At 50.5% G+C, this 23930-nt stretch carries 20 protein-coding genes; 6 read left to right on the top strand and 14 right to left on the bottom strand.

What is annotated here, in order from left to right:
* Positions 1-123: 123 nt before the first annotated feature.
* On the bottom strand, positions 124-990 hold the full coding sequence (gene blaOXA / locus H6F46_RS12860; RefSeq protein WP_370567136.1) for a class D beta-lactamase: 867 nt from the start codon (positions 988-990) through the stop codon (positions 124-126).
* Between the two features lie 315 nt (positions 991-1305).
* Here blaOXA and H6F46_RS12865 point away from each other — a divergent pair, with 315 nt between their 5' ends.
* The 4 genes from H6F46_RS12865 (at position 1306) to H6F46_RS12880 (ending at position 5815) form a co-directional block, all read left to right on the top strand.
* Complete coding sequence (locus H6F46_RS12865; protein WP_190355091.1) at positions 1306-1953, top strand: cob(I)yrinic acid a,c-diamide adenosyltransferase; 648 nt, start codon at positions 1306-1308, stop codon at positions 1951-1953.
* A 366-nt stretch (positions 1954-2319) separates the two neighbouring features.
* Positions 2320-3300, top strand: coding sequence for an ABC transporter ATP-binding protein (locus H6F46_RS12870; protein ID WP_370567141.1), 981 nt, complete (start codon positions 2320-2322; stop codon positions 3298-3300).
* Entirely contained in the window at positions 3297-5003 is a 1707-nt protein-coding gene (locus tag H6F46_RS12875; RefSeq protein WP_190355093.1) for a hypothetical protein, read from the top strand. Before H6F46_RS12870 ends, H6F46_RS12875 begins: the two co-directional genes overlap by 4 nt.
* 80 nt (positions 5004-5083) lie before the next feature.
* Positions 5084-5815, top strand: a complete 732-nt coding sequence (locus tag H6F46_RS12880; RefSeq protein WP_190355094.1) for a hypothetical protein — start codon at positions 5084-5086, stop codon at positions 5813-5815.
* A 74-nt stretch (positions 5816-5889) separates the two neighbouring features.
* On the opposite strand, the gene H6F46_RS12885 is transcribed toward H6F46_RS12880, so the two are convergent.
* The 8 genes from H6F46_RS12885 to purQ form a co-directional block, all read right to left on the bottom strand.
* A complete protein-coding gene (locus H6F46_RS12885) occupies positions 5890-6450 on the bottom strand; it encodes a Uma2 family endonuclease (RefSeq protein WP_242027938.1) in 561 nt (186 codons plus the stop codon).
* 4 nt (positions 6451-6454) lie between these two features.
* A complete protein-coding gene (locus tag H6F46_RS12890; RefSeq protein WP_190355096.1) occupies positions 6455-6934 on the bottom strand; it encodes an NC domain-containing protein in 480 nt (159 codons plus the stop codon).
* Between the two features lie 15 nt (positions 6935-6949).
* On the bottom strand, positions 6950-7279 hold the full coding sequence (locus H6F46_RS12895) for a DUF86 domain-containing protein (RefSeq protein WP_190355097.1): 330 nt from the start codon (positions 7277-7279) through the stop codon (positions 6950-6952).
* Positions 7263-7577 carry a nucleotidyltransferase family protein gene (locus tag H6F46_RS19885; protein ID WP_199291546.1) on the bottom strand — a complete coding sequence of 105 codons (315 nt, stop codon included), beginning with the start codon at positions 7575-7577 and terminating at the stop codon, positions 7263-7265. The genes H6F46_RS12895 and H6F46_RS19885 overlap by 17 nt, the downstream gene beginning before the upstream one ends.
* A 35-nt stretch (positions 7578-7612) precedes the next feature.
* Positions 7613-9718 (bottom strand): N-6 DNA methylase, encoded by a 2106-nt coding sequence (locus H6F46_RS12905; RefSeq protein ID WP_190355098.1) that lies wholly within the window; start codon positions 9716-9718, stop codon positions 7613-7615.
* Positions 9719-9829: 111 nt separating this feature from the next.
* Positions 9830-10054 (bottom strand): hypothetical protein, encoded by a 225-nt coding sequence (locus H6F46_RS12910; protein WP_190355099.1) that lies wholly within the window; start codon positions 10052-10054, stop codon positions 9830-9832.
* A 145-nt stretch (positions 10055-10199) separates the two neighbouring features.
* The gene (locus H6F46_RS12915; RefSeq protein WP_190355100.1) at positions 10200-10739 is read right to left on the bottom strand and encodes a DUF192 domain-containing protein; all 540 of its coding nucleotides are present in this window, start codon (positions 10737-10739) and stop codon (positions 10200-10202) included.
* Between the two features lie 26 nt (positions 10740-10765).
* The gene (gene purQ / locus H6F46_RS12920) at positions 10766-11437 is read right to left on the bottom strand and encodes a phosphoribosylformylglycinamidine synthase subunit PurQ (protein WP_190355101.1); all 672 of its coding nucleotides are present in this window, start codon (positions 11435-11437) and stop codon (positions 10766-10768) included.
* 63 nt (positions 11438-11500) lie between these two features.
* Here purQ and H6F46_RS12925 point away from each other — a divergent pair, with 63 nt between their 5' ends.
* Positions 11501-12997 (top strand): TM0106 family RecB-like putative nuclease, encoded by a 1497-nt coding sequence (locus H6F46_RS12925; RefSeq protein WP_190355102.1) that lies wholly within the window; start codon positions 11501-11503, stop codon positions 12995-12997.
* Between the two features lie 32 nt (positions 12998-13029).
* On the opposite strand, the gene H6F46_RS12930 is transcribed toward H6F46_RS12925, so the two are convergent.
* The 5 genes from H6F46_RS12930 to rlmD form a co-directional block, all read right to left on the bottom strand.
* Complete coding sequence (locus tag H6F46_RS12930; protein ID WP_190355103.1) at positions 13030-16470, bottom strand: type ISP restriction/modification enzyme; 3441 nt, start codon at positions 16468-16470, stop codon at positions 13030-13032.
* A gap of 122 nt (positions 16471-16592) precedes the next feature.
* Positions 16593-17204: a hypothetical protein gene (locus H6F46_RS12935; protein WP_190355104.1), complete on the bottom strand. Its 612-nt coding sequence runs from the start codon at positions 17202-17204 to the stop codon at positions 16593-16595.
* A 162-nt stretch (positions 17205-17366) separates the two neighbouring features.
* Entirely contained in the window at positions 17367-18023 is a 657-nt protein-coding gene (locus tag H6F46_RS12940) for an SAP domain-containing protein (RefSeq protein ID WP_190355105.1), read from the bottom strand.
* A 29-nt stretch (positions 18024-18052) separates the two neighbouring features.
* Positions 18053-19429, bottom strand: a complete 1377-nt coding sequence (locus tag H6F46_RS12945; RefSeq protein WP_190355106.1) for an AAA family ATPase — start codon at positions 19427-19429, stop codon at positions 18053-18055.
* 35 nt (positions 19430-19464) lie between these two features.
* On the bottom strand, positions 19465-20835 hold the full coding sequence (gene rlmD / locus H6F46_RS12950; protein WP_190355172.1) for a 23S rRNA (uracil(1939)-C(5))-methyltransferase RlmD: 1371 nt from the start codon (positions 20833-20835) through the stop codon (positions 19465-19467).
* Between the two features lie 283 nt (positions 20836-21118).
* Here rlmD and secA point away from each other — a divergent pair, with 283 nt between their 5' ends.
* Positions 21119-23923, top strand: a complete 2805-nt coding sequence (gene secA, locus H6F46_RS12955; RefSeq protein WP_190355107.1) for a preprotein translocase subunit SecA — start codon at positions 21119-21121, stop codon at positions 23921-23923.
* Positions 23924-23930: the final 7 nt, after the last annotated feature.

A 23930-nucleotide genomic window follows, 5' to 3' on the forward strand; every position in this document is an offset into this window, starting at 1 on the left:
CTAACAGGACAAGAATCAAGGCTCCCAAGCACAAAATTAGGAAGAAATCTATCGATCCAATTTTGTCAACCTCAGGATTCTGTAATTTACTTGCAGGAATTTATTTGCAATTGAACGCCAGGGCTACAGCAGTCCCAAAGTTCTGAGGCAGCGGTAGGTAATTTCCTTGCGAGCAGTTGCTTGGGCTGGCTCCGGAAGTTCCAAGTTTGTGGCAAAGAAATAGACCTGCTGATTTTGCTCTAAATAGCCCACATACCAGCCAATTTGGGGGGTTGCGCGCATGGCCCAGCCCGTTTTCGCCCTGACGGTATATTGCGCCGTTTGATCCATAATCATGATGTCTTTCACGATCGCGATCGAGCGTTCAGAAAAAGGCAACTGGTTCCAATAAAGACGCTGAAGAAACTGAATTTGTTCTTCGGGCGTGATCTTGAGCGGGCCCGACAGCCAAAATTGATCAATATTAGAGGGATCGCCAATGTTGCGATCGCCGTAATTTGCCCCAATTACCCCGGCTTTCATGCGTTCATAGCCGATACGCCGAGCCAAAATTTGGTAGAACCAGACGGCTGAAACCTTGAAGGCCTCGCGCATGTTCAAATCTTGGTTCCAACCGGGAAAGGGGCGCTGAATGCCATCCCAAGTGAACCGCACATCCTGATCGGGAATCACTTGGGCATCGAGAGAAATCAGCGAATTCAAAATCTTAAAAGTGGAAGCGGGAGAAAACGGCGTTTGGTTGCGCTTTGGGTTATGTTCATAAATTTGATTTTTCTGGGGATCGTAAATAATAATGGAGCCTTCAACTTTGAGATCTTGAAAATGTTGACCGAACTCAGGAACCACTCGCCGCTCAATCACAGGTTGTGGTTGCGATTTTGGGATCAATAATTTTGGTAGGAATCTTTGATCGGTCACCGACGGGTTAACTGGCTTTTCATTGGTTGTTGCTAAACCGGGCAAGGAAAAACTCAAACAGCAGAAACCCACAAGTGAACCAACCGCAATCAAAACTCGATCACCAATTTTAGAATTTAATCGGTTCCTTTGCTGGCTTTTTTCTGGATGATTGAATTTTTGATGATTAAATTGGCAATTTTTCATGATTTTTTCAATTTTTCTCATGATTTTATAATTAATCAAAATTCAAGATTGATCTAGATTGACCTAAGCCTTGATCAGATGACTCGAACTGGGTTTGCCGCCTCAGCATACCACCAATTTGATCCCCCTGAAGCCTGATCAAAGATGGTTTCAGGATTAAAATTTGAAAGTGAATGAAGTATCAAAAGATCTCAATTAACCATGAGTGATCATCACCCCAGTTTAGAAACTGAGACAACGCCAGCGGAAAAGCCCGATCGCCTGCAAAAAATTAAGGCCGCCAAGGATGCAGCCCGCGACAATCGAGCTGGAAATGAACGGGGATTATATTTGCTATTCACCGGTTTGGGCAAAGGCAAAACCAGCAGCGCCATGAACCTGGTCTATCGCCATTTAGCCCATGATTTACCCGTGGCGGTGGTGCAATTTGTGAAAAATAACGAGGCGTTTCCCGATGGCGATCGCCTGTTGCTCACCCGGTTGCAAAACTTGGGATTTCCGGTGCAAATGCACACCATGGGCGGCGGGTTCACCTGGGAAACCCAGGATCCCGATCGCGATCGGGCCATGGCGGCGGCTGCCTGGGAACAGGCCCTGATCTATATCCAAGATCCGCAGATTTCCCTTGTGGTACTTGATGAGTTGCACATTGCCCTCAAGCATCAGCAACTGGCCCTGGAACCGGTGCAAGCGGGAATTCAAAACCGGCCGCCCCATTGCCACGTGGCGAGCACGGGTCGCTATGCTCCTCAGGGGTTAATTGAAATGGCGGATTTGGTGACTGAAATGAACCGCATCAAACACCCGATCGCCCAGGGAATTCCTGCCCAGCAGGGCATTGAGTTTTAGTATTGAGTTTTGAAAAACCTCAGGGCGCAATCCTGCGCCCTGCATTCATCATAGGTTACGAATCCGGGGTGATTGCAATCTTGCTTGATATTTCTTAACCCAAAAGACAACGAACTCTGAAGATTCCCAGCCGTTTGCGAACCGTGCCTTTCGCCCCCGCCGATCGGGAAACTGTTTCAAGCGATCCGGTTGCCTGCCTTGGGGGACTGAATAGCCAATCTGCGATCGATAGCAGTGAAATTGGGTAAGTTTGGAAGAGGCTGAAGGTTGCTGAACGTTGCCGCTGAATGCTTGACCCTTCACCATGCCCCTTCGCCATCGCATCAATCAGGCGGACACCCCAGGCAAGACACCCCAACCGAGAACCTGGCCATGAACTGGGCAATTGAAACCCGTGGTTTAAGTAAACAGTTCGATCGCAAGCTGGCCGTCAATCAGGTGGATCTGAAAATTTCCCCTGGGGAAGTTTATGGGCTAATTGGCCCCAACGGAGCAGGCAAAACCACCCTGATTCGGATGTTGGCGGCCGTGGAGGAACCAACCCTTGGAAAAATTTTGATTGATGGTGAATATTTAACTGGTGAATCTCTCAGCAGTGAAGATCCCAATCGGCGCAGTCGGCGGGCAAAACTGAAACAGCGAATTGGCTTTTTACCGGACGATTTCCCGGTCTATGAAGATCTGACCGTTTGGGATTATTTGGACTATTTTGGGCGACTCTATGGCCTGCGGCGATCGCACCTGCGGCAGCGGCTTTATGAGGTGCTGGATTTGGTGCAACTGTTACCGAAGCGCGATAGCCCGATCGCCACCCTCTCGCGCGGCATGAAACAACGGTTGAGCCTAGCTCGCACCATCATTCACGAGCCAATTTTGCTCCTGTTGGATGAACCCGTTTCCGGCCTTGACCCGATCGCCCGTTTGGAATTTCGCAACCTGATGCGGATTCTGCAAGGGGCTGGCATGACCGTGCTGATTTCCTCCCATGTGCTCAGCGACTTGGCGGAACTTTGCACCGCGATCGGGGTGATGGAACTGGGACGGTTGGTGGCCAGCGCACCTCTGGAAACCCTTTACGCCCAATTTGCCCGCCACACCCTGGTGATCACAGCCCTCGATCGGCTCAATGATTTGCAAACGATCCTGAGAACCGACCCAAGGGCGATCGCCTGGGAATGTCATCCCACCACCGGCCGCATTACTGTGGACTTTCAGGGTGATGAAACCGACTGTGCCGACCTGCTCGGGGAAATGGTGCGGGCCCAAATTCCGATTGTGGAATTCCGGCGCGATCGAGAAAGCCTGGAGCAAATTTTCTTGAAACTGGGACACCAACAAGCCTCATGAACCCCCGCCCCTCAAGCTGGCTGAATCGCTTGCAAACCAGCCAACGATCGCTCAAAACTCAGCTCGATCGCTGGCTCGATCGGCTCGGAAACTGGAATCCCCAACTGCTGCGAGAACTGAAAGGCAACTGCACCTCGCGCAACTTGACCTTAGCCACCCTCAGTTCCCTGATTGCCCAAGCAGCCTTTTGGATGAGCTGGCAAAGGATCGCCGTTGAAACCGCCACCGTTTCCACCGAAACCGAAGGCATCCTGCGGTTTTATTGCACCGGCCAGGCCGATGAAGAACTGCGAGCTTGTGAATTGCTGTCGTCCGCAACCTTTGCGGTGAATTGGCCCCTGTGGTGGTTGGACCTGTTCTTTTGGCTGTCTTCAATTCTGGTGGGCCTGTTAGTGCTGGGTGGCACGCAAGCCCTGATCACCAACTGGCTTGAGGAAAGCAAACAGGGAACCCTCGACTTCATTCGCATGACCCCGGAACCCAGCCACCGGATCCTGTGGGGAAAACTCTTAGGTGCGCCGGCCCTGATCCATTGGGCGGTGCTGCTGGCCTTGCCCCTCCAAACCCTCGCCGGTCTGCAAGCGGGCCTGGGCCTCGGCGGTCTGTTGCTGGTGGATGGGGTGGCGGTGGCTTTTCTGGGTGCGCTTTATCTGTTGGGGTTGTTTTATGCCAGCGTCAGCGACAGCAAACAGGCCATATCAAGCTGGGCCTTTGGCATTCTGGGCCTCTTCCTGTTTGCCCCCGCCCTGACGATCGCCCGAGGGGTGATGATCCGAGGCACAATGGACACCCCCGTATCCCCTTCCTGGTTCTGGTTTGGTCAAGATTTAATCCTCCAGCCGCAGCTTTGCGCCGCCATCGCGATCGCGGGGTGTGCGGGGGTGGCGCTGACCTTTTGGCAAGCCGTGATCCGGCGTTTTCAGAACCCCGCCAACACCTTCATCACCAAAGTGCGAAGCTATTGGCTGACGATCGGGTTCAACCTGTTGGCCATGGGCTTTTTTATGCCCTGGAATCCCAACCACTTCCAAGGCTGGGCGGTGGTGGGCTTCTTTTGGCTGATCCAAATGTTCGCTTGGGTTGTGTTGCTGTTGCCGACGCGCCAAACCCTGTTGGATTGGGCCCGCTATCGCCATTTCCAAAGAACCCGAGACGCGCGATCGAGCCAACGGGCGATCGATGACTGGCTTTGGGGAGAAAACAGCCCGCCCCTGTTGGCCTTGCTGGTGAATGGTGGGTTGACGATCGCCCTTTGGTCGCCTTGGGCCCTGGCCTTTTGTTTCAATAGTTCCACCCAAGGCCTGTTGGTGTTGGTGGCGATCGGCTGCACCACGGGTTTGATGCTGCTCTATGGAGCGCTGGCTCAATGGGCCTTGCTGTGGCAGGTGCGCCGACCGGTCGCCTGGGCCGCGGGATTGGTGGGGGCGGCGATCGTCGGTTCGCTCTTGTTGGGTCTGATGATGCGATCGCGCGATGCGATCGGGTGGACAAATGCTTGGGACTGGGTTTGGCTCATGACCCCTGTGGCTCCGATGCTGATGGGGATTGTTTCTGATCCGCTTTCCCTGAGCATGGCGGGAGTGGCCTTTGCGATCAACGGCGTGGCGGCCGTGGGGGTCAGTTATGTGGCCCTGAACCAGCTCGATCGGTTGGGTCGATCGGAGTCGGCGGCATTGATTCAGGACGATCGCCCCCAAGTCTAGGAATTCAACAGGAATTCATACCCGCATGATTCATCAACAACTCAAGCGGGTTTCATCCATTTTTTCACTCAAGTCAAACCATGAAATATTTTGTACCGAACCTCAAGCTCAGTGCCGATCTACCGCCTCAAAATCAGTTAGAAGATAAGCTGGGGGGACTCCCTTGGGGCCTACCGCCAGAGCAGTATCCAATCTGTAGTCACTGTGGAAAAAGTCAGTCCCTTTTGGCACAACTGGTTCACCATCCAAAGCGACTAGATTTGGGGCGATCGGGTCGTGTGCTGCTCGTTTTTCAGTGCAATCACGACCCGGGCACATGCCCCACCTGGGAAGGGGGATCAGGAGCCAACGCCTGTCTAATTCTGGATCCGGAAGTATTGTCCGATCGGCTTGTGCCCATGCCAGCCGACTCACCGCCGCTAGAGCTAGAAGCCCGAATTACGACCTGGATTCCCAAAAAAGATGCGGTGACCAAGAATCAAAAACCAGCATTTTTTGATGATGATCAATATTGGGACTTGCCCGATGCTGCCACCGACAGTGTTGATTGTGTGACCAAGTTAGGTAGCGTTCCGGCATGGTTGCAAAGCCCGAGTGAGGGCCCTGGGGAAGGCTGGGTTTTTGTGGGTCAACTCAGTGATTCATATCAATTTTTAGAGCAGCCCACTAGTCCAATCGATATTTTTTGGGATGAAGCAGACAATACTTGGATTTGCGAGGGGCCGAACTTTGGTGATGGTGGCATTGGCTATATTTTTCTGCGATTTGGTGCTGACAAACCCGAAGGTTGGTTCTTTTGGCAATGTGGTTGAGGGTGGGCAGTTCATTTTGCTGTCGGAGCCGCAGAAAATAGCCTTGATCTGGCTGAATCAGTCAGTTTCCTGACTCATTCTTGAGAGTCGGTGGCTGGGGTTAGGCTGAGGCCGCGATAGATTTGCTCGATCGGGAAGTGCAAATCAATGCTTTTCAGGGCGATCGTGTCACCGGCTTGATAGTTGAAAATCAGCCAATCGCCGGCCTCATTTTTTTGGTACAAGTCCACGGCAATGCTGGTGGAGCTGACCAAGAGATAGTCAATCAGCATGGGGGTTTGGCGATAGCGGCGGAATTTTTGACCGCGATCGTAGGCTTCGGTGCTCTCGGACAGCACTTCAACAATTAGGCAAGGATAGGTGATGTATTGGCTGGTGATTTTGTCGCGATCGTCGCAACTAACGCTGGCATCGGGGTAGGTGTAATCGTTGCTTCCCAGGATATTTACCCGAACGTCAGAGTTACCAACGATGTAGTTTTCATGATCTAAGTGATTGTCAAGCAATGCGGTTAGCTTAATCGCGATTCTGCTAGGGTTATTTCCGTCCCGAGCTAGGGGATAGACTTGGCCATCGATCAGCTCATATTTTTCCAGTTGCTGTTCTTCCCAAAGAAAATATTCTGCTGTTTCCATAAATTCACTGAACATCAATTCCCTTATTTTTCCAAAATTCAATACGCTTTTGATTCGCTTTTTGAATCTTGGCTTGTCTGAGATTTTCTTTTAAAAAATCCGAGATTTGCTGCCCCATGATGCTGTTGTAGTTCGATCGCACGCTTTGCACGGGCTGCAACTGGCTGATGATGCTTGAGCCTAGAGACTTCCACCAAAGATGTTGTTGAGAAGAAAAATTAATATCGTAAAGAACATAGTTGGCAAAGTGTTCACAGTTATGAATCTCTAGGCTGTACTGAGCAGCCGACATAAATTGTTCGATGCGCTCCAGTTCTTCTGCTGTAACTCTGACCGATCCTTTCAGCTCCAGCCCATTGGGGCCCCACCCTAGAGAATTGGGGCTGTCTGCATACTCAGCCAAATAGTAATGGTCAGCCAATCCCGTCAGAATTGCCGCCTTAAAGATCTTTAAAACGCTAGAATCAGTGACGATGAACCCCATGATCACATGATAAATTTATAACGTCTCTAACTGTTTGACTAAAGCAGGTAGATCGTTCTTAATGGTGTCCCAAATTACATCATCATCTACGCTGAAGTAGTCATGAACCACCTTACTTCTCATCCCAACAATCGCTTTCCAAGGAATCTCTGGATGAGCTTCTCGAAACTCTACAGACACTCTTCGGGCAGCTTCGCCAACGATCTGCAATAGATGTGTGACGGCTAATCGTAGTTGCTCGTCTTGATCAAAGTCTGAACGATTTAATCCCGCAATAAAGCTGATTGCTTTGTTGGCATTATCGATCATGTGCCCAATGTAGACATAATCATTTTTGGGCGACATAACAGACCTCAGAAGTTTCTAGAACATGGTCGCGAATTCTGGGATTTAGCGATTTGAAGGTGACTAAATCAATTGGGCGGTTATCTAAGCAGGCGGATAGTTCTTCTTGGAGTTGATGGAGTTTTAGAAAGCCTGGGGTGAAGCCGGGTTCAAACTCGACTAAGACATCAACGTCGCTGGCTGGGGTGAAGTCGTCACGCAGCACTGAACCAAACAGTGACAGCCTAGAAATATGCCACCTCTGGCAAATGTTTGAAATGTGCTTAACTGAGATTTGAATATTCTTAATTCTTGTCATAATTGAATGTTACGATTTAAGCAAGATTTTCTGACCTAATCTAGTAATTTCTTCAAAAAATCACCTGTCGGGCAATTATAGTCATGAATTTCATTGTCAAAGTTAATATAATCAGCCTTTGTTTTACTACTATTGGTTTTACTGTAAAAGTAAATTGACCAATGCCCACACTTTGGACATTGTATCAGCTTGATAAAGTCAGATATCAGCTCTAAACGCTCTTTTGAAATTAGATTGAATAAATATAGAGACTCTGTATTCACGTCAAACTCTGTTGTAATTATTTCTTCAGAATATGGATAGTGTGTACCTTGTAAGCGTTTAAAGTTAATTGTGTATTGACCATGAGTTTTTTTCATCCACTGTGGATAAATCAAGTCTAAAGCAGAGTAGGCATTGCTAAGTTCTTTAAAAACTTCCATTAGCGGACTATGCATCTTATTAAGAGCTTCCTGAATAGCAATCTCACTGATAGATCCACCATGTTCCGACTTATTACGTATTTCAGTAATTTGACTTAAGTTTTCTACAATTTTTTTGCTCGATAATTTCAGATAGTAATCTTTTCCGAACGGCAAATTATCTAATACACTAATTTCTTGTTTTTGCTGATTTCTTGCAAGGCTGTTATAAATATTAGTTAAGCGTCGATATAGCCCAACCCATACACCAAACGATGTTTTTTTGTAATTATCTTGACCCCAAATGTCGTTGTGCCTTTCTCTCCTGATATCTTCTGGCAGAGCTGATAATAGTACAATTGAATTTAGTTCGGCAACCATTTCAAACATTTTGAAATAGCTGTTCATCTGACTACTTAAATTGGGACTACCTTTTCTGGCAATTCGAAAAGTGGTTGCTAACGGGTAGATAAGGTCTCCAAAAGATATATCCTCTCTATCTAGTTGGTGAAACTTTTCGACCAATGAATATAATTTGGAATAATCAAATAAATCCTTATAAAACCTAGACTCTAGTGATTGAACCGTTACAGAAACTTCAGTCAACTTTTGACCTGTTTCAATAATTTGAAATTGAATGGGTATCTCTGGTACTTCAATCTGTACGTTCTTGATACTCTCTAGTTGAAATAATGAAGTTATACCTTGACGTGAAACTGCTGAAAGCTGCTTTTTCCCTTGCTCTGAATTTAGGTATAGTTTCAGATACTGAGGTAGGATTTTTTTGTTGTCTACATTGATTTCTATATAATTTCTGAATTTTTCGGCATCAGTAATCTCACTTTTTAAAAGAACTTTAGGCGAATATGCTATTTTTTGAATTAGTAGAAAATTATCTTCAATAGATTGATTTTCTTCTTCTAAAATTAGATCACCAAGAAGAAATACTGGATATTTTGAATTTGTCTTTCTCGTTTCAAACTCTCTCAGATTTCTATAGTGTTCATATTGCCAGACTGAATCTGACTCTTGAATTTTCTCAAAGTCTATCCAAAAATTCTGTAGCGAATTTTTATGTTCAAGACCATAATGAAAATCTCTGATAATATTTTCTATTCCTTTCGATTCGGAATATTTTGCAAAAAATATTTTTGCTGCTTGCTGCGATTTTCTGAAAATAACAATAGAAGTTTTTATTCTGCAAAATGGCACAAACGTATCGAGAGGTAAAGAGATGACAGCACTAAGAGAATACCTCTCTGAAAGGAGATTTCTGTTTTTTCGTTCTCTTTCACTGAATAAAAAGGAATCTGAAATAATAAAAATTGCATAGCCACCTTGATTGAGAATTTGTAGAGATTTGATTAAGAATCCTGAGAAATTTCTCCATTTTAAGCCCTCAAACTCTTGAGAAAAATGGCTTATAAAAGGCGGATGGCAAACTACTAAATCAAAATCATTTCTTAGCTCTGTCGTAAAAAAGTCTTGATTCCATAATTTGTATTTTTTACCTGAGCTTTTCAGTGCTTCCTCTGACTGCAGATAAGCATTTGGATCAATTTCAACTCCATGAATAACTATGGTTTCTTTATTTCCTGCGGCAGCAATCAAAAGTTTTGCGTTGCCGCAAGCAGGGTCAAGAATTTTTCCTGCGGGGATTTCATGGCAGAGTGCTGTTATTAATTTAGTAAGGCTTTCCGGTGTTGGAATTTCACCTGAAAATCTATTCGACTCATTCATATTCCAGCTTTTGGTTAAACTACAAAAATGTGATCTACCACATTTTAGTTGAAAAATATGGCTTCCAACTAAAATGCGGTAAATTTTTAGCCTACCTAAGGGTTATGGTATTTAGCCTTTAAAAACCCGATAGATTCCATAGGCAGCAAGGCCAGCCAAAGCACCTACGGCTGCGCCAACAGGCCCCGCTGCTGCGCCAACACCAGCACCCCCACCAACCATTCCAGCAGCAGTCATACCCGTCGCCGCCACAACACCGTAGCCTGCGGCTGCTCCAGCACTGCCCATACCTGCTGCACCTAGAGCTTCTTTCACTTTCTTTTTGGACTTGCTCATTGCCTGCTTCCTCCCTAGGAATCAGTTACTGGCTATTTAAATCATAGTACTTTGTGATCTTAATGAGTGAAGTAAATTAAAGTAATCGCTTTCAATTGACCAGGAGCTGTGCACTGGTAAAGCAAGCTTGTGATCGTGAAGTTTGTTAAGGTTTGGCGGGTGGGTTGGGGGTGATGGTGAGCCGATCGCCCACTTTGAGACCTAACTGAGCTGATCGCCCCGCTGGCAACTCCAACACCGCATCCACCCACAAACTCGGGCCATAGCTCGGGCAGGGATCTTGACGGCAGGGCGGCACATTCGCCTCGATCGCCACCACGCGCCCTTCCCGCAAAAAGACCATATCCAGCGGAATCAGCGTGTTTTTCATCCAAAACCGCGCCATCCGTGATTGCTCAAAGGGAAACAACATCCCCCGATCGGGCGGCAAATCGCGCCGAAACATTAGGCCAATTTCCTGTTGCTCCGGCGTGCGAGCCACCTCCAGCAAAATTTCCTGAGTCCCGATCAGGGTGCGGGCTTGAATCGGCAACTGCTGCCCGCCCGATCCCGGTGTGCTCGCCTCCAAAGGCGCACAGGCCATCAAGCCGATCGCCCCCAACACCAGGAGCGATCGCGCTATTTTGTGAGCCACTGCAACAAATAGATCTGGCAAATCCGGTTGATCGGGCGATCGCAGGGTCATAGATTCAGATCCAATCCTTGAGCGTCCTAGACGCTCACTAACGCCGCCGTCATCGTTTGGAACAGCGCCACCCCGTCCGTATTGCCCAACGCTGCATCGGCTGCCCGTTCCGGGTGGGGCATCATTCCCAACACATTGCCCCGATCGTTGCAGATGCCCGCGATCTGGTTCCAAGAGCCGTTGGGATTTCGCCCTGCGTAGCGGAACAGCACTTGGCCCTTGTCCTCAATTTGCTTCAGCGTGTCCGGATCGGCGTAGTAGCGACCCTCTCCGTGGGCGATCGGCAGGTTCAGCACTTGCCCCGCTGCGTAGCCCTCCGTCCACAGGCGAGCGCTGCGTTCCACCTTCACCGGCACCCGATCGCACACAAAGTGCAAATTCTCATTGCGAATCAGTGCGCCCGGCAGCAGCCCCGCTTCCGTCAGGATTTGGAACCCATTGCAAACCCCCAGCACCGGCTTGCCCTGCTCGGCCGCTTCAATTACCGATCGCATGGCTGGCGAGAACCGGGCGATCGCCCCGCAGCGCAAATAATCGCCATAGCTGAAGCCGCCGGGAATCACAATTGCATCAAGATCGCTGAGGTCGCTGTCTTGGTGCCAAACCATGCGCGTGGGCAGGCCCAATAGCCCCTGAAACACCCACTGCATATCCCGATCGCAATTGGAACCCGGAAAAACGATAACGCCAACTTTCATGGACTGGAGCAAACCCGCGACTTGCGCTCCTATCCTATCGTGCGATCGGTTAACTTTAGTTTCATGCTGCTAACCGCTGACGACCTACTCTTTTTTCAGCGCTGCCCCCGGCGCGTCTTTTTGGATTTCTATGGCGATCCCCGTCGGCGCGCCCCCACGGCCGGTTTTATCCAAAAACTCCATGACGAGAGCGATCGCCACAAGCGCGATGCGGCCCAGCAAATTGCTGAGAAGCTGGAACTGGAGCTAGTGCGGCCGCAGTTTCGCCGGGGTGATCGGGACGCGGGCGCGGCGGCTACTTTGGCCCTGATGGAAGCGGGGGCGGGGTTGATCGTCGGGGGGCTGCTGCGGGTGGAGGAAATCCCCGGCGTGGAGCTGGTGGGCCATCCCGATTTGTTGGTGAAACGGCCGGGTCAGTCGGCCTTTGGTGATTGGATCTATGAGCCGGTGGATATTCGGTTGGGCAAGAAGCCGAAGCTGGAATATCAGCTCGTGGCGGCGCTCCATGCGGATTTGTTGACAATGATTCAGGGAGCGGCTCCGGCTAAGGCGGGGGTGGTGTTGCGCGGTCGATCGCCCCATTGGGTGGACTTGCGGACACGGCTGAAGCAGGTGCAAGACTTGCTGGCGAACCTAATCGACACGCTGATGGAGGACGATCGGGAGCCGGATCTGTTCATTTCCCGCAACCGCTGTTCCCTCTGCCATTGGGTGGGCGACTGCACCGATCGAGCGCGGCAAGCCAAGCACCTGTCGCTGATCCCCGGCGTGACTCCTGCCCGCTACCGGGTGTTGGAGCGGCTGAAAATCGAGACGATCGAACAGTTGGCGGCCACACCGCTCGATCGGCTCCAGGAGTTTCCCGAGTTTGACGGCGCGGCGGAGGCGGTGTTGGTACAAGCCCGCGCCACCTTGACCCAACAGCCGATCGCCCTGGCCCGCCGTGAGGCTTGGTCGCCCGATCGCCTGCCGGCCGCTCCGGTGGAACTCTATTTCGACATTGAAGCGGAGCCGGATCTTTCGCTGGATTACCTGCTGGGGGTGTTGGTGGTGGATCGATCGCAACCGGAACCAACGTTTCACCGCTTCTTGGCGGAAACCCCCGAGGATGAGCAGCGGGCTTGGGATGACTTTTTGGCGCTGGTCGATCGCTACCCCACCGCGCCGATTTTCCACTTTTGTGAGTATGAGCGGGATGCCAGTAAGCGCCTGGCCAAGCTCTATGGTTGCGCCAGTCAGCGGCTAGAGCGTCTGCTCGATCGATTTGTGGATGTCCATGCTTGGGTGACGCAAACGGTGGTGTTGCCGGTGGAAGGCTATGCCCTGAAGCAAATTGCCGGGTATTTGGGGTTTGGGTGGCGAGACAGCACGGCCAATGGTTCCCAGGCGGTCTATTGGTACGATCGATGGCTGAAAACGGGCGATCGCTCCTATTTAGAGGCGATCGTCACCTACAACGAAGACGATTGTTTGGCCACCTATCGGGTCAAACATTGGCTCGAACAATTCCATCAACAGCAACTCGCAGCGCAATCAGAACTTGTTGATCTAACTGTGTAGAAGTTGTTGAATTATACCAGTGGCTACTAAGTCTATTTAGACTGAGAAAAGTTAGACCACGGGTAAGTTGCTTCCTTCACAGCTTCATAATTAGCATTCAATTGCGGCTCCAAGAATAACAGAGCCGCAATCCGTCGAGCCATGTTACTCACTTCCTGAACTTCCTCTCGCTTCAAGGGACGACCGAGCAGCGGCTCCTCCCGATAACTCAGCCATTTTTTAATGACCTGATATCCCCCAATTGTGTAATTCCACACGCGATCGGGAATATTTTTCCAGTAGGCAACATCGTTCAAATAAATGTCATAGGTCATAGCTCCTAAAAGGGCTTGGTCAGAGTTATTTAGCCGCTCCTGAAGTTTGCCCTTTCCAGGCATAGTTGCTCCATCTTTCCCTACAGATCCCCACCCACCCAATAAGGCTAAATCAGTCTCTAGATTCAATTGACCGCCACCTACCTTAGAGGCCACAGCAATGCTGCGTAGGCGGGAATCAAGTTTTCCAGTGGTTACACCATCAACTTTAGTTTCTGTGTCTAAGTAACTGGCAATTTGCCGACCTAGCGTTGCAGAAGTGAGCAGCAAGTCACGGCTTTGAGGTAGTGGAATCCTTGGCCAATCTTGTCGAATGCCATCAGCATTCTCTTGCAAATAGGCTGATGAGTACCCAATTGCCAAAACATGCAGCCAAATCAAGTGAGCCGTTTCTGAATCATGATCAGGATTAGAAAATCCTAAGTCGGTCAGATATTGACGGGCTGTTGCTGACAAATTGGCAAAGGGCTGATCAACGCCGGGGCGTTCTCCTAGCAAGTCTAAGACGCTCAACTGCTCTTGACGGCGCAATCTCTCTCCATTCTTGAGCTGTAGGGGAATAGCAACTGCGTCGGGCGTGAGCAGATGATCATCAGAAAGATAGGGTGTAAAGTAGAAAGGGTTACCCTCAGGGTCTTTTGCGGCTTTAAAGCGCGTTAATAGAAACTTATTACCCGGCCAGCATTGTTTCCAAAGGAAAGGACGAGGCTCATTCCAGATCGGCCGAATACCGCTGTAATAGCACCAACGAACTTCAAAGGGGCGAATGGCATAGCGCAACAGATATCTTGGATCAAATCTTGCTTCCAACAGGGCTTTTCTCCTAGCAACTTTAGGTTCAAATCGAGCGTATGTTTTAACCAATCCATAATTGAGTGCTTTATAAGCCTCCCAGTCCAAGTCAGGATTAAAATAGGCTTGCATTCGTTGCTCTAGAGCATCACGATCGATATCAATCAGTGAGCCTCCACGCTTTTCCATAAGACCATTACTGGGAGCAACAGCGCAGAAATCAGTCACCTTTGCCCACTCTAGGTAATGTGGCTCAATGTTAGAGGGACGAAACGAAAACCGAGTTTCAGGAATCGGATTGGTGATGGCGTACTGTTGAGCAAAATTTTCTGTCTGCAAACTCTTTAGCAAATCTTCCCGCTTATTCACACCCCAAAAATGTCGGAAGCGAGTTACAGGATTTGAGCTTTGCAATCCTGTTTGGATCATCAAAGCGATGGTCGTACCTGTTTTAATCCCTGCGCGATTGTATTGGGTAGAAAATACTGAAGGATCGGGATTACCTTCTGGTGTGCGTTTTCCAGTTTCACGACTATCACCATTCAAGCAGTCAAACCATAGCTGATCAAAAGTCTTTAGGAACTGCTGACGCATCACTGCATAAGACGGATCGCTCAAATAGGAGAAATTTGAGATAAAACAAACCACTCCCCTAGGAATTGCTTGCTTGGAAATACAAAATTCTGCGACTCGAAAGAATCGAACGTAGAGATCATCTAAGTTGAATTTTTTAATACCCCATTGTTCAATGAGTCCTCGTTTATAAACCTCAACCATCCCTTCTTCTTCTTTGGGACTCACGCCTGCATAGGCATTGTAGGGAGGATTTCCCAAAACCACTAAAATCGGCTTGCCCCGCTTAATTTCATCGGCTGCTTCTCGTTCTGCTTGCAACTCAGGATAGTTGATTGTTAATTGCTGAAACTTCTGTTTGGCTAAATCATTCGGTGGCTCCCAGCCCGTGAGTGCATTGGTTAGATATACACCCACCCGCTCCTGATCACCTTGCAAGGATGCACCCAAGCTTTGCAAGACTAACCCTAGTTGTAAATGAGCGACGACGAATGGAGCCGTTAGAATTTCAAATCCAAAAACACGATTTTTAGCAGCTTCTTTGAGATCAATGCCAACTAGGGCATCATCACCTTTCTCAAGCAAAGTTTGATGAATACGCTTCAAAACTTCAACTAAAAATGCTCCCGTTCCACAGCAAGGATCAAGAATATAAACATTCTCATCAGCCAAACCATCTACAATGTCAAGTTCTTCCCTGAGAGCTGTGTCAACCCTCGCCACCATATATTGCACAATTTCGGGTGGTGTATACCAAACCCCCAGATCCTTTCGTAATTGCGGATCAAAAGCTTCCAAAAAGGGTTCATAGAAATATTGAACGGCTTGCCCTTCATCAAATTGAGCAAAGAAAGCAGTACGATCAACACGGTTCAATACCTCTCCAGCCCAATCTAGAACTTCAACCAAATCTAAACGTCCTAAGTTGGTTGGTGTTGCCACTTTCTCAAACAGCGCTCTGACCATGGGAACATGAAGTGACCAAGCAGCGGTTTGCCAATCAAAGTAACCACGCCTTGCTCCTTGCTTATGCCACAAAACCCATGCAGAAAAGATGCCGTAAAATAGCGTTTGAATCAGTGTTGATTTAAAAAAATGATCTCCCTTTTGATCTTGAAACTGGATCCCTAAAGCATCTTCTAGGGCAGTACGAACGGCTTGTAGAGCAGGGAGATCAGATTTACTAATTCTTGCTCTTGCATCCTTGGCATAGGATGCCAAAAACCAGGCTAGGTCTTGAGGAGCGGTGATTACTGATTTTTGCAGCATCACGCGCTTCAAATATTCAATAATTTGCTCTTCATGCTCCTGAGCAAAAGCACGCGGATTCTGTGCTTTTTGCCAAAACTCTTTTTCATTGGCAGCTAGTCGATAAGCTTCCAGTTGAATCGGTTGACCATTGATATCCTGCCCAATTAATACAAAGTCACGATAATTTGTCACCAAAACTTGGCGATATTTATCCCAATACTTGATAACTTGTTGAGTCGCGGCTGTAACCCAAGCATCATCTCCTGTGCTCTTAATTTCAATCACGCCTCGCTCTGGGTTCTGGGGATCATTGGGATTCTCCCCCACTTGGCGCTGATATTGTCGTGCAGTGAATAGCCCTCCATCGGGCATCCCTGCTCCCAGATTTTTAAGCTGCATAAAGCAGCGAACTTTCGGTTTTAGCGTTGTTCCAATTGCATTCAGTAAGTTGACTAGTGGAGTGTAGTAGGAGGTTTCTTTGACAGCGGCTCCTGTCGCTCGGATGTCGCGTAATTCTTGGATGTACTGCTCAAAGTGTCCCATATTGATAGGTGCTTATAGCTAGAAGTTGGCAATTTGATATCGATTTTCCATTAGTCTCAGTTCTTCAATAGTTGAGCATTTCTGAAAAAAGAGGGAAGGTGAAAAGAAAAAATGGAGTAAAGTCAATCAATTGTAAAGCACTGAATACTAATGGTAAAGATCCAGTCGATCGCCCCCATCAGTTCAGACAATCGATCGAGCGTGTAGCCCGTCGGGTGTTTTGTGAAGGTTTCGCCCCACAGCCGCCCAAATTCCCATAACTTCCCGTTGGAGACAATGCCAAACAACGGGCGATCTCCCTCCTGGTTCAACCGTTGTGCCGCCCACAATTCCGCCAAACATTGACCCCAGCCCGCTTCAAAATCATCTCGCTTGGCTTCAATCAGAATCAAATAGGGCTGCTCAAACAACACCTTCCCTCGGGGCGATCGCTTCGCCACCACATAATCCGGTGTGCCCGAAAGCTGATCGCTGTAGCGCAACGGTTGATGACTCCAAATCAGCAACTCACCCACATACGATCGCCACACTTCCGTCAAAATTGGCGAAATAATATTTTCGCAAATCGCATATTCCGAATTGAAAACCATGCCTTCGGTCAAAACCAGTTGCAAGCGATTCACAAAGCTGGGATCGATCGCGAGGGTATGATGTTCAAGGAAAGATGTTTCCTGATAAGTCATCGGGAACTCTGCCAAAACATCCGCGATGGTTTTGTACTGTGTGAATGGCATGATTAGAATTGAAATTGGATGAGCTTTCGGAATCAGAAAGGTGCTTTTAGAATTTCGGTTTAATGCAATAAATTTCCCGATCGATGATTGAAAACTCAATCACCGTATCGGGAATCATTGGGGGCTGCATGATCACTCGGTCAACCCGCTTGACGGATTTCGTTAGCTTGAGCGTGCCTGATCCAACAAAGCAACCAAGTCGTTTTTCTTGGGGTTCGGTTTGCTCGCCAGACCATGCAACCGCGCCAGATCCTTGAGTTCTTTGACCTTCAAGGATTTCAAAATTGATGATTCTGGAATTGGAGGCAATGGCGGCGGCGTAATGTAAAAAACGCGCTGTAAATAATCCAGCTTTGGCCCCTTGGTGATGCCGCACTTTAGCTTTGTGATTGGCTCCAAATCTGACCAAGTTTCTCGGGGGGCTTCGCTGATCCGGGGAGCTGCGAGCTGTACTTTCAAGGTTTTGAGCGGTGTGTCTGGCTGGCTCACCACATATTCTAGCGCTTCAATAATTTGGTCATAGGATGCAGAGCTAAGGTTAATGCGGGGTGCAATTTCCTGCGATAAAACCCGCGCCACCTCGATCGCGAGTTCGCTATCTTCCGCCACCACGCACCAAATGCGATCGAGTCCGGCTTCTGCGGCTGCTGAATAAACAAAAGAGTTGCCGATTACTTCATAGTCATATTCAGGGTCTTGAATTTCCCGAACCACCACGGGCAACCAGTTTGATCCGCCCGATCGCGTCAGAATGTCTGCTGCGCCTTGCACCAAAAAGCTGGGCGCGGCTGTGGGCAACCCAGACCGAACTTTGTGCATCCAAAGATGCATCAGATTCCCAACATTGCTCATTGGATGAAGTACTCCTTGGCAAGATTCAGGTAATAGTCACGAGCAGTTTTGTGGGCGTAGACCGCTGGCAAGCGCGAGAAGCTGGCTCCAGAAATTTCGGCATGATTTTCCAGCTCAAAAACCCGATAGTCTTTTCGAGCATTGGTCAATCGCGGAAAAAAGTAGGGTGTAAGGTCAAATTTATAGTCTTTCTTATGGCGTGCAATTAACTCTTCTAGGTAAACTCGCACGCGCTGGTGCTGAGAATTGGAGAGTTTTTCGCCATTGAAGAAAATCGGAAGGGCGATCGGGCCGCCATCTTGTCGCTTGGCCTGAATGGCTGGAAAAAATTCGCGAATTGCTTCGGCGGCGTTGTCGATCGAGTAGACATTGTTGGGCTTGACTGGCATCAAGATCACATCAGATGCATAAACCGCCTCTTGGCTGAAATATTGCCAGTTGGGTGGTGAATCGATGAAGATGTAGTCATACTCAGAACGCAGGGAGTCGATGGCTTTTTTGAGTTTGTGATAGCCAATTTTGCGAATCAAATCGTTGATGTCAATGCCCTTGCTATTCGGGTCATCGGTCTTGAGATCTTCAACTTTTGGGGCAGGTAGGATGTCAATGCCATATTCTTTGTTGGCTTTTTTGTCGAGCTTGCGATAGGTCGCGATCGCCTCATGAATATCAAGTCGATCGTCATCCAGACAGTCAAACAGAGTTGGCGATTGACTGGTAACCTCCAGGGTTTCGGTTAAATCCCGTTGGTTTGGGTCAAAATCAATCACCAAGGTTGAATAGCCAATGAAGTTGAGAAGGCTGGCCAGGTTAATGGTGGTGGTGGTTTTGCCTACGCCGCCTTTGTTGTTGTAAACCGCAACCACCAAGGCGCGGGACGGTTGGCGCAACAGGGGAGCAATCTGGTCATGAACCACTTGATCGATCGTTTCGGGTTTAATTTCCAAGCAGGGAGTGGCCGGAAAAATCACCTTATGGTGCTTCCGAAAAAGTTGCATGTGGACTGAATTAATGATCAATCCCCATTGGGCGTTTTTGCACTTGGGCGCTAGCAGATAGCGCCGCAATTGATTGAAGGTCGATCGATATTGCGGCGTGCCATAACTTAAATTGCTATCGGTTCCCTTCGCTTCCACCAGAAAGTAGGGATCCACGGGAGATTGAATAAACGATCGCCCTTCTGAATCGTCATAGCGTGCGGCAAAGTCAACGTGATCTGCACCCTGGCCCGTGGCGAATTGGGGAATTCGTTTTTGCTTGTCGAACCCCAAGACATCCATCAGAGTGTCAACAAAGTTCTGGATGACAACTGCCTCAGGAGCGGGAGCGGGCACAGTGCGGAGTGCTTGAGCTAGGACTGGTTCATTGGCCATAGGACAGTTAAGGGAGTTCGATCGCCCATATCATCTTAACGGCGCTCACTCAGAAAGGCGACACATTCCACATGGGGCGTTTGGGGGAAAAAGTCCGCTGGCTGCACCCGATCGAGCTGATATTGTCCCTGTTCACAGAGCAGCTTCAAATCTCGGGCCAGGGTGGCCGGCTTGCAGCTCATGTAAACAATGCGGGATGGGGCGATCGCCCGTAAGGCTTCAATCACGCCCGGCTCACAACCTTTTCGGGGCGGATCCAACAACACCACGTCCGGTTGCAGTCCCAATTGGGGCAGCAGATCCGCCACTTTCCCCACCTGAAATTCAACATTAGTGAGCTGGTTACGTTCGGCGTTGTGGCGGGCTTGGGTGACGGCTTCCGCTTGGGCTTCAATCCCGATCGCCCGGCCGGCTCGCTGGGCCAAGGGCAAGGTCAGGGTTCCCACGCCGCAATAGGCATCCACCAAAATTTCCCGACCGGTCAGGGCCAGTTGTTGGTGAATGGTTTTCAGCAGCTCTTCCGTTTGGTCGGTGTTCACCTGAAAGAAGGTTTCCGGGCGAATTTCAAACACCAACCCATTCAGGTGTTCCTCCAGGGCCGGCCGCCCCAGAACGCAGCGGGTTTCGGGCCCAAAAATCACATTGTTGCGCTGGGGCTGCTGGTTCACACAGACCCCCACCAACTGCGGAAATTGCTCGCGCCACAGTTCCGCTTGGGTGACCAAACCGGGCAGCGCTTCCCAGTCGCGCACCACCAGGGTGAGGAGCATTTCGCCCGTGCGCCGCCCAATTCGTAGGGCTAGGTGACGCACCGTGCCCGTGTGGGTGGTTTCGTCGTAGGGTTCCCAACCGCTGGTGGTCAAGTCCTGTTTCACCTGTCGCAGCAGGGGATCGAGTCGATCGTCCTGCACGGGACATTGGTTCAGGTTCACAATTTTGTGGCTGCCCTTTTGGTAATAGCCCGCCCGAATTTGATCATCGGGGCCGGGAGCTACGGGATAGGTGGCTTTGTTGCGGTAGGCCAAGGGGGCAGCGGCGGCCAAAATGGGCAAAACGGGCGACTCTTCAAAGCCTCCGAGCCGGGTGAGGGCCTGTTCCACCTGTCGCTGTTTGGCCAGCAGTTGGGATCCATAGGCCACATGCTGCCATTGGCAACCGCCGCACTTGTCCGCCACGATGCAGCCGGGGCGGACACGATCGGGCGAAGGATCCAGAATCGACAAAATTTTGGCCCGGGCAAAGGTGGGCTTCACCTGCAACAGCCGCACCGATAGGTAGTCGCCCGGTACGGTTTCCGGCACAAACACCACCCGATCGGCCCAACGGCCCACGCCATCCCCCGAATCGGCCAGGTCGGTAATTTCCAGCTCGATCGCCGCCCCCTGTTTCCATTCTGGTTGGCTCATCTGATTGTCAAGGGTGGTGGTCATGGCTCGATCGGCCTCAATCTCAATAGCGTGCAACGGCGGGCCAATGCGGTTGAGTGGCGTTGTGGGCCCTGGGCCTCCGGTCGATCGTGTCCTTGCACTGGCCGCGACGGGAAACCGAACCGGCCCGGCGCAAAGGTGCGGTGATACGATGGAGGCGCGCCACAGCTCGATCGCGTCATGACGCTCGATCGGGCGATCGCCACCGGCCAACTGCATTGGCCCCCATTATCTCGCCTAGTACGCCACCCGATCGCCTGCCATGTTGAAAGCTCTGCTGGGAGACCCCAACGCCCGCAAACTCAAGCGGTTCCAACCCGACGTGGTGGAAGTCAACCTCCTTGAAGAGGACATCGCGAAGCTGTCGGACGACGAACTCAGAGGCAAAACCGCCGAATTTCGCCAAAAACTGGCCCAAGCCCGCAACGACAGCGAACGCAAGGAACTGCTAGACGACATCCTGCCCGAAGCCTTTGCCGTGGTTCGCGAAGCGGGCAAGCGGGTGTTGGGAATGCGCCACTTTGATGTGCAACTCCTGGGCGGCATTGTGCTGCACAACGGGCAAATTGCAGAAATGAAAACCGGGGAAGGAAAAACCCTGGTGGCCACCCTGCCGTCCTACCTGAACGCCCTCACGGGGCGCGGGGTGCATGTGGTGACGGTGAACGATTACTTGGCCCGCCGGGATGCCGAGTGGATGGGCCAGGTGCATCGGTTCCTGGGCCTGTCCGTGGGGCTGATTCAGCAGGGCATGAGTCCCGAAGAGCGCCGCCGGAACTATGCTTGCGACATCACCTACGCCACCAACAGTGAGCTAGGGTTTGATTATCTGCGCGACAACATGGCCACCACCATCAACGAAGTGGTGCAGCGGCCCTTTAACTATTGCGTGATTGACGAAGTGGATTCGGTGTTGGTTGACGAGGCCCGCACCCCGTTGATCATTTCTGGCCAGGTCGATCGCCCCACTGAAAAATATCTGACCGCCGATGAGCTGGTGCGGCAACTGGTGCGCGATGACCACTACGAAGTGGACGAAAAAGCCCGCAACGTGATCATGAGTGATGAGGGCTTCATCGCCGCCGAGCAAATGTTGGGGGTTACGGATCTGTTTGATTCGGAAGATCCCTGGGCCCACTACATCTTCAACGCCCTGAAGGCCAAGGAACTCTACCTGCGAGATGTGAACTACATCGTGCGGGCCGGGGAAGTGGTGATTGTGGATGAATTCACCGGGCGGGTGATGCCGGGCCGCCGCTGGAGCGATGGCTTGCACCAGGCGATCGAAGCCAAGGAGCGGGTGGAAATCCAGAACGAAACCCAAACTCTCGCTTCCATCACCTATCAAAACTTCTTCCTGCTCTATCCCAAACTGGCGGGCATGACCGGCACGGCCAAAACCGAAGAGGCCGAGTTTGAGAAGATCTACAACTTGGAAGTGACGATCATTCCCACCAACCGCACCAACTCGCGGAAGAACTACTCGGATGTGGTTTACAAAACCGAGGTGGCCAAGTGGAAGGCCGTGGCCGAAGAGTGCTTGGAAATGCACGAAATGGGTCGCCCCGTGTTGGTGGGAACCACGAGCGTTGAAAAGTCGGAATTGCTGTCGGAACTGCTGGCGGAGCGCAACATTCCCCACAACCTGCTGAACGCCAAGCCGGAAAACGTGGAGCGGGAATCGGAAATCGTGGCCCAGGCGGGGCGGCGCGGAGCCGTGACGATCGCCACGAACATGGCCGGTCGCGGCACGGACATCATCTTGGGCGGGAACGCGGACTACATGGCCCGGCTGAAGGTGCGGGAATACCTGATGCCCAAGCTGGTGCGCCTGGAAGAGGAAGATGAGTTTGAGGTGATGCAGGTGGCGGGCCTGAGTGGCCGGCAAAAGGCCCAGGGCTTTGGCAACTCGAACAAGAAGCGCAAAACCTGGCAAGCGGCTCCGGAAATTTTCCCCACGCCGATTACCTCCGAGGCGGAAAAGATGCTGAAGGATGCGGTGGCCTTTGCGGTCAAGACCTATGGCGAGCGATCGCTCCCGGAGCTAGAAGCCGAAGAACTGTTGGCGATCGCCTCGGAAAAGGCCCCCACCGACAATGAAGTGGTGCAAGGTCTGCGGGAAGCCTACAACCAAATTCGCCGGGAATACGAAGCTTTCACCGACAGTGAACATGAAGAGGTGATCCAACTGGGTGGCCTGCATGTAATCGGTACGGAACGCCACGAATCGCGCCGGATTGATAACCAGTTGCGCGGGCGGGCGGGTCGCCAAGGTGACCCCGGTTCCACTCGGTTTTTCCTGAGCTTGGAAGATAACCTGCTGCGGATCTTTGGGGGCGATCGGGTGGCCGGCCTGATGCAGATGTTCCGTGTGGAAGAGGACATGCCGATCGAGTCGGGAATGCTGACCCGATCGCTCGAGGGGGCCCAACGGAAAGTCGAAACCTATTACTACGACATTCGGAAGCAGGTTTTTGAATACGACGAGGTGATGAATAACCAGCGTCGGGCCATCTATGCCGAGCGCCGCCGCGTCCTTGAAGGGGAAGACCTGAAAGAGCGGGTGATTGAATATGCCGAGCGGACAATGTTCGACATTGTGGATGCCTACGTGAACCCCGATTTGCCAGCGGAGGAATGGAATCTGGAAAAGATGGTAGACAAGGTAAAGGAATTTGTCAGCACCATCCAAGACCTGACTCCCCAACAGATTGAGGACTTCAACCCCACGGAAATCAAGACTTTCCTGGCCGAGCAAGTGCGGATTGCCTACGACATCAAGGAAGGGCAAATCGACAGCCTGCGCCCTGGCCTGATGCGCGACGCGGAACGCTATTTCATCCTTCAGCAAATTGACACCCTCTGGCGCGAGCACTTGCAGCAGATGGACGCGCTGCGGGAAACGGTGGGCCTGCGCGGCTATGGCCAGAAGGATCCGCTGGTGGAATATAAGAGCGAAGGTTATGAACTCTTCTTGGACATGATGACCAACATGCGCCGGAATGTGGTTTATTCCCTGTTCCAATTCCAACCGCAAGTCCAGGAACGCGAACCAGAAACGGTTTAGGGCAGAT

Origin of the sequence: Limnothrix sp. FACHB-1083 (assembly GCF_014696485.1) — a bacterium.
GTDB lineage: Bacteria > Cyanobacteriota > Cyanobacteriia > CACIAM-69d > CACIAM-69d > CACIAM-69d.

Coding starts and splice junctions, on each gene's coding strand:
- purQ (WP_190355101.1), bottom strand. CDS start 11,437: ATGAAAGTTGGCGTTATCGTTTTTCCGGGTTCCAATTGCGATCGGGAT.
- H6F46_RS12925 (WP_190355102.1), top strand. CDS start 11,501: ATGCTGCTAACCGCTGACGACCTACTCTTTTTTCAGCGCTGCCCCCGG.
- H6F46_RS12875 (WP_190355093.1), top strand. CDS start 3,297: ATGAACCCCCGCCCCTCAAGCTGGCTGAATCGCTTGCAAACCAGCCAA.
- H6F46_RS12880 (WP_190355094.1), top strand. CDS start 5,084: ATGAAATATTTTGTACCGAACCTCAAGCTCAGTGCCGATCTACCGCCT.
- H6F46_RS19885 (WP_199291546.1), bottom strand. CDS start 7,577: ATGACAAGAATTAAGAATATTCAAATCTCAGTTAAGCACATTTCAAAC.
- H6F46_RS12945 (WP_190355106.1), bottom strand. CDS start 19,429: ATGGCCAATGAACCAGTCCTAGCTCAAGCACTCCGCACTGTGCCCGCT.
- H6F46_RS12910 (WP_190355099.1), bottom strand. CDS start 10,054: ATGAGCAAGTCCAAAAAGAAAGTGAAAGAAGCTCTAGGTGCAGCAGGT.
- H6F46_RS12890 (WP_190355096.1), bottom strand. CDS start 6,934: ATGGGGTTCATCGTCACTGATTCTAGCGTTTTAAAGATCTTTAAGGCG.
- H6F46_RS12885 (WP_242027938.1), bottom strand. CDS start 6,450: ATGGAAACAGCAGAATATTTTCTTTGGGAAGAACAGCAACTGGAAAAA.
- H6F46_RS12895 (WP_190355097.1), bottom strand. CDS start 7,279: ATGTCGCCCAAAAATGATTATGTCTACATTGGGCACATGATCGATAAT.
- H6F46_RS12915 (WP_190355100.1), bottom strand. CDS start 10,739: ATGACCCTGCGATCGCCCGATCAACCGGATTTGCCAGATCTATTTGTT.
- H6F46_RS12930 (WP_190355103.1), bottom strand. CDS start 16,470: ATGGGACACTTTGAGCAGTACATCCAAGAATTACGCGACATCCGAGCG.
- H6F46_RS12865 (WP_190355091.1), top strand. CDS start 1,306: ATGAGTGATCATCACCCCAGTTTAGAAACTGAGACAACGCCAGCGGAA.
- H6F46_RS12935 (WP_190355104.1), bottom strand. CDS start 17,204: ATGCCATTCACACAGTACAAAACCATCGCGGATGTTTTGGCAGAGTTC.
- rlmD (WP_190355172.1), bottom strand. CDS start 20,835: ATGAGCCAACCAGAATGGAAACAGGGGGCGGCGATCGAGCTGGAAATT.
- H6F46_RS12940 (WP_190355105.1), bottom strand. CDS start 18,023: ATGCACAAAGTTCGGTCTGGGTTGCCCACAGCCGCGCCCAGCTTTTTG.
- secA (WP_190355107.1), top strand. CDS start 21,119: ATGTTGAAAGCTCTGCTGGGAGACCCCAACGCCCGCAAACTCAAGCGG.
- H6F46_RS12905 (WP_190355098.1), bottom strand. CDS start 9,718: ATGAATGAGTCGAATAGATTTTCAGGTGAAATTCCAACACCGGAAAGC.